Origin of the sequence: Pseudomonas sp. Xaverov 259 (assembly GCF_019352915.1) — a bacterium.
Lineage (GTDB): Bacteria > Pseudomonadota > Gammaproteobacteria > Pseudomonadales > Pseudomonadaceae > Aquipseudomonas.
The window spans coordinates 229,098-241,827 of the sequence record NZ_JAAAFV010000018.1 but is presented as its reverse complement, the minus strand read 5'-3'; the positions used below and the strand labels follow the sequence as shown (position 1 = coordinate 241,827).

6 protein-coding genes are annotated in these 12,730 nt (G+C 61.0%); 4 read left to right on the top strand and 2 right to left on the bottom strand.

Annotation, left to right across the window (positions count from 1 at the left end; genetic code table 11):
* Position 1: 1 nt before the first annotated feature.
* Together waaF and glnE are read right to left on the bottom strand one after the other, a co-directional pair.
* A complete protein-coding gene (gene waaF, locus K0H48_RS04145; protein ID WP_219266496.1) occupies positions 2-1,036 on the bottom strand; it encodes a lipopolysaccharide heptosyltransferase II in 1,035 nt (344 codons plus the stop codon).
* A 198-nt stretch (positions 1,037-1,234) separates the two neighbouring features.
* Complete coding sequence (gene glnE, locus K0H48_RS04140; RefSeq protein WP_219266495.1) at positions 1,235-4,174, bottom strand: bifunctional [glutamate--ammonia ligase]-adenylyl-L-tyrosine phosphorylase/[glutamate--ammonia-ligase] adenylyltransferase; 2,940 nt, start codon at positions 4,172-4,174, stop codon at positions 1,235-1,237.
* Positions 4,175-4,557: 383 nt separating this feature from the next.
* Here glnE and aceE point away from each other — a divergent pair, with 383 nt between their 5' ends.
* The 4 genes from aceE (at position 4,558) to msrA (ending at position 12,586) form a co-directional block, all read left to right on the top strand.
* Positions 4,558-7,203 (top strand): pyruvate dehydrogenase (acetyl-transferring), homodimeric type, encoded by a 2,646-nt coding sequence (gene aceE / locus K0H48_RS04135; protein WP_138817161.1) that lies wholly within the window; start codon positions 4,558-4,560, stop codon positions 7,201-7,203.
* Positions 7,204-7,214: 11 nt separating this feature from the next.
* On the top strand, positions 7,215-8,867 hold the full coding sequence (aceF, locus tag K0H48_RS04130) for a dihydrolipoyllysine-residue acetyltransferase (RefSeq protein ID WP_219266494.1): 1,653 nt from the start codon (positions 7,215-7,217) through the stop codon (positions 8,865-8,867).
* Between the two features lie 305 nt (positions 8,868-9,172).
* Entirely contained in the window at positions 9,173-11,866 is a 2,694-nt protein-coding gene (locus K0H48_RS04125; RefSeq protein WP_138817163.1) for a bifunctional diguanylate cyclase/phosphodiesterase, read from the top strand.
* A gap of 72 nt (positions 11,867-11,938) precedes the next feature.
* Positions 11,939-12,586, top strand: a complete 648-nt coding sequence (gene msrA / locus K0H48_RS04120) for a peptide-methionine (S)-S-oxide reductase MsrA (protein ID WP_177023473.1) — start codon at positions 11,939-11,941, stop codon at positions 12,584-12,586.
* The last annotated feature ends 144 nt before the right edge of the window (positions 12,587-12,730 follow it).

The window sequence follows — 12,730 nt, the reverse complement described above, 5'->3', positions numbered from 1 at the left end:
ACTAATGGACCTCAACCACAGAACCCTGCAACCGCTGCAAGGCTTCGTTGACCGGCTGCGGCAGCAACTGGCGCATGCAGTTGTAATGGCCAAAACGGCAGGTACGCTCAAAGCACGGGCTGCAATCCAGGCCCAGGCGCACCACTTCAACCTTGTCGGCCAAAGGCGGGGTAAAACCGGGCGACGTCGAGCCATACACCGCCACCAATGGGCGGTTCAGCGCGGCGGCCACGTGCATCAGGCCGGAGTCGTTGGACACGACTGAGTCGGCGCAGGAGAGTAAATCGATAGCCTCGGCCAGCGACGTGTCGCCACTGAGGTTTACCGCTTCTTCACGCAAACCGGGGATCAGGCGCTGGCGAATGTCTTCGCCGACCGGGTGGTCCTTCTTCGAACCAAACAGCCACACCTGCCAGCCTTCGCGAATCTTCATCTCGGCGACTTTGGCGTAATGCTCCGACGGCCAGCGCTTGGACTCGCCAAACTCGGCGCCCGGGCACAGCGCCAGCACGGGGCGGTCGAGCGCCAGGCCGAACTTGGCCAGCGCCGCGTCACGGCTCAGCGGATCGATCTGCAGGCTGGGGCGCGGGTACGGCGTGGGCAACTCGGCGCCGGGTTCGTAGGCCAGCGCCATGAAACGCTCGATCATCAGCGGGTAGCGCGCCTTGTCGAGGGTGCGCACGTCATTGAGCAATACGTAGCGAAACTCGCCGCGCCAGCCGGTACGTTCAGGGATGCCGGCAAAGTACGGCACCAGCGCCGACTTGAGCGAGTTGGGCAGCAAAATCGCCTGGTCGTACTGGCCGACCATGGATTTGCCGATGCGCCGGCGCGTCGCCAATTCGAGGGCGCCGTGGCCGAGCGGGAAGCTCAAGGCCGCGCGCACCTCGGGCATGCGCTCAAGAATCGGCCGGCTCCACTCAGGGGCGAGCACGTCGATTTGGCAGTCGGGATGGCGTTGCTTGAGGCACTGGAACAGTGTCTGCGCCATCACCATGTCACCGACCCAACTAGGCCCAACGATCAGAATATTCATGTAGTTTCCACAAACGATGCGGGGAGGCTTATGCCTCCCCGCATCGACAATGATTGTAGATCGCGCTTTTTGTGGGAGCTGGCTTGCCTGCGATGGCATCGCTTCGGTATGGCTGAAGTACCGAGGCGTCTGCATCGCGGGCAAGCCCGGCTCCCACATAAAGCCGATTTCCACATTAAATTGGAGCCACTTAATTAATCAGCTTAACCCCAGTTCATTCCAGATGCGCTTCACCTGGCGCCGCTCGTCGGCGAACTGATCCCCGGCTACCGTGCCGGCCTCGTTTTGCAAAGCCTGGCGGTGCGCGGCGGAACGGTAGGCCTTATACACCTCACGCAGCAGATGGGCATCGGCGGCGGGCATCAGCCCGACCTGCTCCAAGCCTTCCAGAATGCGGATATTGTCGGTATAGCGCAGCAACGATGGATGTTGCGCAGACCACGCCAAAGCCGCGTATTGCACCATAAATTCAATATCGACGATACCTCCGGCGTCTTGCTTGAGGTCGAACACGGTCGTCGGCTCGAAGGCATTCGCACCCGTGCCGGCAGCCGTGGCCTTGGTGCCCAGGTTGTCGCGCATCTTGGCACGCATCTCGCTGACCTCCTGGCGCAGCTTCGCCAAGTCACGTTCGCGCCCCAGCACTTTAGCCCGGACGTGTTCAAACGCATGGCCCACATCCTGGCTGCCCACCAGCACCCGCGCGCGGATCAGGGCTTGATGCTCCCAGGTCCAGGCTTCATTTTCCTGATAGCGCTCAAACGCCCCAAGCGAGCTGACCAGCAAACCGGAGGCGCCGGAAGGTCGCAGGCGCATATCCACTTCATATAGCTGCCCGGAGTTGGTCTGGGTGGTGAGCAAGTGAATGATGCGCTGGCCCAGGCGCGTGAAGAATTGCGCGCCGTCGATGGGTTTGGCGCCGTCGGTCTCGGCCTGTGGGTCGCCGTCGTGGATGAACACCAGGTCAAGGTCCGAGCCATGCCCCAGCTCAATGCCGCCGACTTTGCCGTAACCCACAATAATGAACCCTGGGTCGCACAGGCTGCCGTCCACGCGCTGTGGCGAGCCATGGCGGGCGACCGTCTGGCGCCAGGCCAGGGCCAGCACTTGTTCGAGGATAGCTTCGGCGAGCCAGGTCAAATAGTCGCTGACCTTCATCAACGGCAGGCTGCCGGCGATTTCCGAGGCGGCTACACGCAGGCGGTGGGCCAGTTTGAAGTGACGCAGGGCTTCCATTTGTTGCTCAAGGTCATCTTCGGGGATGCGTGTGAGGCGCTCACGCAGCTCAGCGGCAAGTTCCGGCGCCAAAGGCGGCTTGAACAGGCGGCCTTCGTTGAGTAACTCGTCGAGCAGCAGCGGGAAACGCGTGATTTGCTCGGCAATCCACGGGCTGGCGGCGCACAGCGTCAACAAGCGGCGCAGGGCGTCGGGGTTTTCGGTCAGCAGCACCAGATAAGCAGAGCGTCGCGCCACGGCCTCCACCAACGGCAGCACGCGTTCGAGCACCAGGTCCGGGTTGGCGTGCTCGACGGCCTGGGCCAGCAGGCGCGGAATAAAGGCGTCGAGCCGCTCGCGACCGAGGCGCTGCATGGCGCGCAACTGCGGGCTGCCACGCAGGCCAGCCAGGGCTTTGAGGGCTTTGGGCGCGTCGGTAAAACCACCCTCGGCCAACTGGCGACAAGCGGCGTCTTCGTCTTGGGACTCCTCCCACAATGGCAACCACTCCCCGCCCACCACCAGCTCGCTTTCTTCACCTTCTTCTTCGTCAGGATCAGCAATCACCTGGCGGAAGTGCCAGTCCACCCGGCCACGCCAATACATCAGGCGCTCATGGAACGCGGCCCAGTCGGCAAAGCCCAGCATAAAGGCGATGCGCGCCTGGTCTTCCGGGCTGTCCGGCAACATTTGCGTCTGACGGTCGGCAATCGCCTGAATCGCGTGCTCGGTATAACGCAGGAATTCATAGCCATTGCGCAGTTCAGCGATCACCGCAGGCGGCAAGTAGCCCTGGCCTTCAAGCGTGCCGAGCACCATGAGCAACGGCCGCTGTTGCAGGCTCAGGTCGCGGCCACCGTGGATCAACTGGAACGCCTGGGCGATAAATTCCACTTCGCGGATGCCGCCCGAGCCCAGCTTGATATTCTCGGCCATGCCCTTGCGCCGCACTTCCTGCTGGATCAGCTGCTTCATGGTGCGCAGCGCTTCAATCGCGGAAAAATCCAGGTAACGGCGGTAAACGAACGGGCGCAGCATATCCAGCAGTTGCGCACCAGCCACCTGGTCGCCGGCCACCACACGCGCCTTGATCATGGCGTAACGTTCCCAGTCGCGGCCTTGATCCTGGTAGTACTGTTCCAGCGCATTGAAGCTGAGCACCAGCGCACCGGCCGAGCCATAGGGCCGCAGGCGCATGTCGACGCGGAACACAAACCCATCGACCGTCATCGGGTCGAGCGCCTTGATCAATTTTTGACCAAGGCGAATGAAAAACTCCTGGTTGTCCAGCGCGCGCTTCACGCCCACGGTTTCGCCGCCTTCGGGGTAGGCGAAGATCAAGTCGATGTCCGACGACAGGTTCAACTCCACCGCGCCGAGCTTGCCCATGCCGAGGATGACCATGTGCTGGGCTTCGCCGCTGCGCCGGCCGGTGGGCGTGCCGAACTGCACGCAGTGGCGCTGGTACAGCCACTGGTAAGCCTGGTCGATGCTGGCGTCGGCCATGTCGGAGAGGTCGCGACAGGTTTGCACCAGGTCCGCCTGTCGGGTCAGGTCGCGCCAGATAATGCGCACTTGCTGGCGCGTGCGCTGGCGGCGCAGCACCCGGCCCAGCTCATCTTCTGTTTCGGCCTGTTGCACGGCCCCGGCGATCTGGCTGCACAGCTCACCGGGCGCAAAGCCGCGGTCCAGCTCGCCCCAGGCCACCAGCTCAAGCAACATCAAAGGGTCACGAAGGCTCTGTTCAATGACGAAATCACTGGCGGCGCACACCCGGGCAAGGTCGGCCCACCGTTGCGGCGTCCACGCAGAAAGTCCATGATCGGCGTCCAGCGCGGCCACTGCGTCACGAAATGACTGCTCGGCCCGCTGGGCAAAAGGCAAGAGAATGGCCGGCAGGTCGGCTAGCGTTGGAAGGCTCATGGTCTATCCTTGATCGGCGCGCAAAAGGCGTGTTGTTGTGAAGGCAAGAACCACGCTTGGTGAAGGACTGTCGAACAAAGGTTAGAAATAGCTGAAATTAATTTCATCTTGGCAGCCAACATCAAACTTTCACCTTTTCTTGTTCGCAAATGATCAACAATAACGATTATGCTCACCAGCCAGACCGAGCCATACGCTCAGTCTTGTGTAGTTTTACTACTCGTATATACATTCGAAAGGCTGAAATGGCCGACGATTTGTAGTAAAACTACAGGACGCCGAAGCAACCTTCGGCCATCCAAGAATTTATGTCGTCTGCCCACAAGGCCAGTCGCAAACTTCAGGCAACCGATTCTGGTAGCCTTTCCGCCCTGGAGCAAGCCATGCAAGACCTCGATCCCGTCGAAACCCAGGAATGGCTGGACGCCCTGGAATCGGTTCTCGACAAAGAAGGCGAAGACCGTGCTCACTATTTGATGACCCGTATGGGCGAACTCGCGACCCGCAGCGGCTCGCAATTGCCTTACGCCATCACCACGCCATACCGCAACACCATCCCCGTTACCCACGAAGCACGCATGCCTGGCGACCTGTTCATGGAACGCCGCATTCGCTCGCTGGTACGTTGGAACGCCATGGCGATGGTAATGCGCACGAACTTGAAAGATTCTGACCTGGGCGGTCACATCTCCAGCTTCGCTTCCAGCGCAACCCTGTATGACATAGGCTTTAACTACTTCTTCCAGGCCCCGACCGACGAACACGGCGGCGACCTGATCTACTTCCAGGGCCACACCTCGCCAGGCGTCTACGCCCGTGCGTTCATGGAAGGCCGCATCACCGAAGAACACATGAACAACTTCCGCCAGGAAGTGGACGGTAACGGCCTGTCGTCGTACCCGCACCCTTGGCTGATGCCTGATTTCTGGCAGTTCCCGACGGTATCCATGGGCCTTGGCCCGATCCAGGCGATCTACCAGGCACGCTTCATGAAGTACCTGGAAGCGCGTGGCTTCATCCCTGAAGGCAAGCAGAAAGTCTGGTGCTTCCTGGGCGACGGCGAGTGTGACGAGCCGGAATCCCTGGGCGCCATCTCCCTGGCCGGCCGCGAGAAGCTCGACAACCTGATCTTCGTCATCAACTGCAACCTGCAGCGCCTCGACGGCCCGGTTCGCGGCAACGGCAAGATCATCCAGGAACTCGAAGGCGTGTTCCGCGGTGCTCAGTGGAACGTGACCAAAGTTATCTGGGGCCGTTTCTGGGACCCACTGCTGGCCAAAGACGTCGACGGTATCCTGCAACGTCGCATGGACGAAGTCATCGACGGCGAGTACCAGAACTACAAAGCCAAAGACGGCGCGTTCGTACGTGAACACTTCTTCAACTCGCCAGAACTCAAGGCGATGGTTGCAGACCTGTCCGACGACGAGATCTGGAAACTCAACCGTGGCGGCCACGACCCGTACAAGGTCTACGCGGCGTACCACGAAGCGGTCAACCACAAAGAACAACCGACCGTCATCCTGGCCAAGACCATCAAAGGTTATGGCACCGGTGCCGGCGAAGCGAAGAACACCGCGCACAACACCAAGAAAGTTGATGTTGAAAGCCTGAAGCTGTTCCGCGATCGCTTCGACATCCCGGTCAAGGACGAAGAGCTGGAGAACCTGCCGTTCTTCAAGCCAGAGCCAAACAGCGCCGAAGCCCGCTACCTCAGCGAGCGTCGCACTGCACTGGGTGGTTTCGTGCCACAGCGCCGCGCCAAGTCTTTCGACATCCCTACTCCGCCACTCGATACCCTCAAGGCTATCCTGGACGGCTCGGGCGACCGTGAAATCTCCACCACCATGGCTTTCGTGCGCATCCTGGCGCAGCTGGTCAAGGACAAGGAAATCGGTTCGCGTATCGTCCCGATCATCCCGGACGAAGCCCGTACCTTCGGTATGGAAGGCATGTTCCGTCAGTTGGGCATCTACTCCTCCGTCGGCCAGCTCTACGAGCCAGTCGATAAAGACCAGGTGATGTTCTACAAGGAAGACAAGAAGGGCCAGATCCTCGAAGAAGGCATCAACGAAGCGGGCGCCATGAGCTCCTTCATCGCTGCCGGTACTTCGTACTCCAGCCACAACCAGCCGATGCTGCCGTTCTACATCTTCTACTCGATGTTCGGCTTCCAGCGTATCGGCGACCTGGCGTGGGCAGCAGGCGACAGCCGTACCCGTGGTTTCCTGATCGGCGGTACTGCCGGCCGGACCACGCTGAACGGCGAAGGCCTGCAACACGAAGACGGTCACAGCCACATCCTGGCTGCCACCATCCCGAACTGCCGCACCTTTGATCCAACCTACGGCTATGAGCTGGCGGTGATCATCCAGGACGGCATGAAGAAGATGACCGAAGAGCAGCAGGACGTTTTCTACTACATCACCGTGATGAACGAGTCCTACCAGCAACCTGCCATGCCGGCCGGTGTTGAGGAAGGCATCATCAAGGGCATGTACCTGCTCGAAGAAGACACCAAAGAAGCAGCGCACCACGTGCAGCTGATGGGCTCCGGCACCATCCTGCGTGAAGTGCGTGAAGCGGCGAAGATCCTGCGTGAAGAGTTCAACGTCGGCGCTGACGTGTGGAGCGTTACCAGCTTCAACGAACTGCGTCGCGACGGCCTGGCGGTGGAGCGCAACAACCGCCTGCACCCAGGTCAGAAACCCGCCAAGAGCTATGTCGAAGAGTGCCTGGCCGGCCGTAAAGGTCCAGTCATCGCCTCTACCGACTACATGAAGCTGTTTGCTGAACAGATTCGCCAGTGGGTCCCGTCCAAGGAATTCAAAGTCCTGGGCACCGACGGTTTCGGCCGCAGTGACAGCCGCAAGAAGCTGCGTCACTTCTTCGAAGTTGACCGTCACTTCGTGGTGTTGGCAGCCCTGGAAGCCTTGGCTGACCGTGGTGAGATCGAACCTAAGGTGGTGGCTGACGCTATCGTCAAGTTCGGCATCAACCCGGAAAAACGCAACCCACTGGACTGCTGAGGAGATTTTTTGTGAGCGAACTCATTCGCGTACCTGACATCGGCAGCGGTGAAGGTGAAGTAATCGAGCTGTTTGTGAAGGTCGGCGACACCGTCGAAGCCGACCAGAGCATCCTGACCCTGGAGTCGGACAAGGCGAGCATGGAAATCCCTGCTCCCAAGGCCGGCGTGGTCAAGAGCCTGAAAGTGAAGCTGGGCGACCGCCTGAAAGAAGGCGACGAACTGCTGGAACTGGAAATCGAAGGTGCCGCTGATGCGGCCCCTGCGCCAGCCCAGGCTGCCGCTGCCGCACCCGCACCTGCTGCTGAAAAACCTGCCGCTGCTGCCGAGGCTGCTCCAGCTCCGGCTGCCGCACCTGCCGCCGCCACTGTTCAGGACATTCATGTTCCGGACATCGGCTCGTCGGGCAAGGCCAAGATCATTGAGCTGCTGGTAAAAGTCGGCGATACCGTCGAAGCCGACCAGTCGCTGATCACCCTGGAGTCCGACAAGGCCTCCATGGAAATCCCTTCGCCGACTGCCGGCGTGGTGGAAAGCATCGCGGTGAAGCTGGAAGACGAAGTCGGCACTGGTGACTTCATCCTCAAGCTCAAAGTACAAGGCGCCGCACCTGCTGCTGCGCCAGCACCGGCTGCTGCTCCGGCTGCCAAGGCTGAAGCTGCTCCGGCCGCTGCTGCACCTGCCGCACCTGCTGCAAAAGCCGAGGCCGCACCGGCTCCGGCGGCTGCCGCACTTGCGCCAAGCGGTGCCAAGGTTCACGCCGGCCCTGCCGTGCGTCAGCTGGCCCGTGAGTTCGGTGTTGAGCTCAACGCTGTGTCGGCCACCGGCCCTCACGGTCGTGTGCTCAAGGAAGACGTGCAGGTTTACGTCAAGGCCATGATGCAGAAGGCCAAGGAAGCTCCGGCTGCCGGCGCTGCTACGGGCGGCTCGGGCATTCCACCGATTCCGGTCGTGGACTTCAGCCGCTTCGGCGAGACCGAAGAAGTGCCGATGACCCGCCTGATGCAAATCGGCGCGTCGAGCCTGCACCGCAGCTGGCTGAACATCCCGCACGTGACTCAGTTCGACCAGGCCGACATCACCGACCTGGAAGCTTTCCGCGTTGCGCAGAAAGCCGTGGCCGAAAAAGCCGGCGTGAAACTGACCGTGCTGCCACTGCTGCTCAAGGCGTGCGCGCACCTGCTCAAGGAGCTGCCGGACTTCAACAGTTCGCTGGCACCAAGCGGCAAGGCGATCATCCGCAAGAAGTACGTGAACGTAGGTTTCGCGGTGGATACCCCGGACGGCCTGCTGGTTCCTGTGATCAAGAACGTTGATCAGAAGAGCCTGCTGCAACTCGCCGCTGAAGCTGCTGCGCTGGCTGCCAAAGCCCGCGACAAGAAGCTCACCGCCGACGACATGCAAGGCGCGTGCTTCACCATCTCCAGCCTCGGTCACATTGGCGGCACTGGCTTCACGCCAATCGTCAACGCGCCGGAAGTGGCGATCCTGGGTGTGTCCAAGGCCACTATCCAGCCAGTGTGGGACGGTAAAGCGTTCCAGCCGAAGCTGATGCTGCCGCTGTCGTTGTCCTACGATCACCGCGTCATCAACGGCGCTGCTGCTGCTCGCTTCACACAGCGCCTGAGCCAACTGCTCAACGACATCCGCACCATCTTGCTGTAAGCCTCAACAAGCCTTCCCTTCACAGGGAAGGCTTGGCAGCACCGATTTCCGAGCGCCACGCTCGTACCTCAACCCCGCCACTTGGCGGGGCTTTTTTTGGGTGTTTGTTAAACACGCAAAACAGGTTTGTACACCTTCCATCACCCCGATTGCAGAAATCCCCTTCGCGGCCGATAACACACATATAGCACTTAGCCTTCATCCTCTCTTGTCAGTGCGTGCTGCATGATGCAACCTTGCCGCAGGTGACAGTAAAGAGGGCGTGAGCCCGGCGCCGTGCGCATCTTCCCAAGCGAGTTTCCCCCATGAAAAGCCAACCCGATGTCGCCCGTATGGCGGCCGAGGTAGTGACGCAATTACCGGTGCCTTCGCGCCTCGGTATGCTGCGTTTCGAGCGGCTTAATGAGGCAAGCTGGGCGCTTTTGTACCTGGACCCTAATTGCGAGCGCCAATTCGGCCTGCCGGCGGTGGAACTGTGTGCCTTGATCGGCACCCCTTACGCCAGCCTGATGGAACCCCAGGCGCGCTATCAATTGCACGACACCATCCAGCAGCAACTGGCCCATAGCCCGCATTACCTGGTGCGCTACACCCTGCACACCAACGATGGGCCTCTGAGCCTGCTGGAAATGGGCGAGGCGTATAAACAACACAATCGCCACCTGCTGCGCGGCTACCTGATGGTGGTCGACGGCCTGTTCAGCGAAATCCCCGCCGCCGCGCCGACCGCCGACCTGGAAAACCAGAACAGCCGCCTGCAGATCGCCCTGGAACTCAACCAGCGTGCCCAGCAGGAACAACTGCAACACCTTGAACGGGTACGCGCCCAACAGGAGCTGATTCTGCTGCTCGCGCGCCAGCGCTACACCACGCCGAATTCGCTGCAAGAAGCCGCCGAGTTGATCACCCGCAGTGCCTGCGATATCTACCAGATCGACTGCGCTAGCATCTGGAATCTCGAAGGCCAGCGCCTGGTGCCGATCTCGGCCTACCACCGCGACGACCAGCAGCACCACTTGCCCGAAGCGATTGACGCCAGCGGCTTCCCGGATTACCTCGAAGCCCTGCATTCAAGCCGTGCAATCGACGCCACCCACGCGATGCGCGACCCGCGTACCCGGGAAATGGCCGAGAGCCTGCGCGCCAAGGATGTCCACGCCATGCTCGACGCCAGCATCCGCGTGGATGGCCAGGTGGTCGGCGTGTTGTGCCTGGAGCAAAGTGGCAGCTCGCGTGCCTGGCAGTCGGATGAAATCGCCTTTGCCGGTGAGCTGGCAGACCAGTTCGCGCAAGTGATCAACAACCACAACCGCCGCACCGCCACCAGCGCCCTGCACCTGTTCCAGCGTGCAGTCGAGCAAAGCGCCAACGCCTTTTTGCTGGTCAATTGCGACGGCGTGGTGGAGTACGTCAACCCAAGCTTTACCGCGATCACCCAGTACAGCGCCGAAGAAGTCCACGGCCATCGCCTGGCGCAGCTGCCGGCCCTGGAAAACCTCAGTGAGCTGCTGTTCGACGCGCCGTCGAGCCTGGCCAAGAGCAATAGCTGGCAAGGTGAATTCAAGAGTCGGCGCAAAAACCTGGAACCCTATTGGGGCCAGCTGTCGATCTCCAAGGTGTATGGCGACAACCGTGAGTTGACCCACTACATCGGCATCTACGAAGACATCACCCAGACCAAGCTCGCGCAGCAGCGTATCGAGCGCCTGGCCTACACCGACAACCTGACCAACCTGGGCAACCGCCCGGCGTTTATCCGCAACCTTGATGAACGCTTCGCCCGCGACAGCGACAGCCCGATCAGCCTGCTGCTGGTGGACATCGACAACTTCAAGCGGATCAACGACAGCCTCGGCCACCAGACCGGCGACAAACTGCTGATCAGCCTGGCCCGGCGCCTGCGCAACAGCCTGAGTGCTGGCGGCAGCCTGGCGCGTTTTGCCAGTAACGAATTTGCGGTGCTGCTGGACGACACCGACCTCGAGACCGGCCAACAGGTGGCCAGCCAATTGCTGACCACCCTCGACAAGCCGATGTTCGTCGACAACCAGTTGATCAGCGTCACCGGCTCCGTGGGCCTGGCCTGCGCGCCGCTGCACGGCCGCGACCCGCAGACGCTGATGCGTAACGCCGGCTTGGCGCTGCACAAGGCCAAGGCCAACGGCAAACATCAGGTGCAGGTCTTCACCGAGGCGTTGAATGCCGAGGCCAGTTACAAACTGTTCGTGGAAAACAACCTGCGCCGCGCCCTGACCCAAAACGAGCTGGATGTGTTCTACCAGCCCAAGCTGTGCCTGCGCAGTGGCCGCTTGCTGGGCATGGAAGCGCTGCTGCGCTGGAACCACCCGGAAAAGGGCATGATCCGCCCCGACCAGTTCATCAGCGTGGCCGAAGAAACCGGGTTGATCATCCCCATTGGCAAATGGATCGCGCGCCAGGCTTGCCGCATGAGCAAGCAGTTGAGCGCAGGCGGCATGGGTAATTTGCAGGTGGCGATCAACCTGTCGCCCAAGCAGTTCTCCGACCCGGACCTGGTGGCGTCGATCGCCACCATCCTCAAGGAAGAACAACTGCCGGCCAACCTGCTGGAGCTGGAGCTGACCGAGGGCTTGCTGCTGGAAGCCACCGAAGACACGCGCCTGCAACTGGACCAGTTGAAAAGCTTCGGCCTGACCCTGGCCATGGACGACTTCGGCACCGGTTACTCGTCGCTGAGCTACCTGAAAAAATTCCCCATCGACATCATCAAGATCGATCGCAGCTTTATCCACGAAATCCCGGACAACCAGGACGACATGGAAATCACCTCGGCGGTCATCGCCATGGCCCACAACCTCAAGCTCAAAGTAGTGGCCGAGGGCATCGAGACGGCCGAACAGCTGGCGTTCCTGCGCCGCCATCGCTGCGATGTGGGCCAGGGCTACCTGTTCGACCGGCCGATCCCCGGCGCAGAGCTGCTGGAAAAGCTTAAACGCTACCCGCGCGGGCCAATCGCCTGACAGCGCTGTAACACTCGGGCACACTGGCTGTCTGTCTTAATACATAACTCAATCTGACTGAGAGGACTGATCATGGTCTTGCGCTCGGAAATTCTGGTGAACAAAAACGTGCTGCCGACTCAAGAACAAGCTTTGCCTGGCCGTGAAACGCCGATGAACCTGCCGGAAACTCACTTCGTCAACGGCAACCCGCTGCTCGGCCCGTTTGTCGACAACGTAGAGTTCGCGATCTTCGGCCTCGGTTGCTTCTGGGGTGCCGAACGGCGGTTCTGGCAGCGCGACGGCGTGGTCAGCACCGTGGTCGGTTACGCCGGCGGCTACACGCCGAACCCGACCTACGAAGAAGTCTGCTCGGGCCTCACCGGCCACAGCGAAGTGGTATTGGTTGTGTTTGACCAGGACAAGATCAGCTATGAAGAACTGCTGAAAATGTTCTGGGAGTTGCACAACCCGACCCAGGGCATGCGCCAGGGCAACGACATCGGCACCCAATACCGTTCGGTGATCTACGCGGTGAAACCTGAGCATCTGGAGGCGGCCAAGGCCAGCGCCGATGCCTATCAGGCTGAATTGACCAAGGCGGGCCTGGGTGTGATCACCACGGAAATCGAAGAAGCCCCGACGGTGTATTTCGCCGAGGCGTACCACCAGCAGTACCTGGCGAAGAACCCGCAAGGCTATTGCGGGATCGGCGGTACCGGCGTGACCTGCCCGATCTAAAGGCAACACCGATGATGATCGTTCCCACGCTCCGCGTGGGAATGCCGACAGGGACGCTCTGCGTCCGCTCTTGAGGCGTGACGCGGAGCGTCACAAGATGCGTTCCCACGCGGAGCGTGGGAACGATCAGCTACAAGGCGGGCT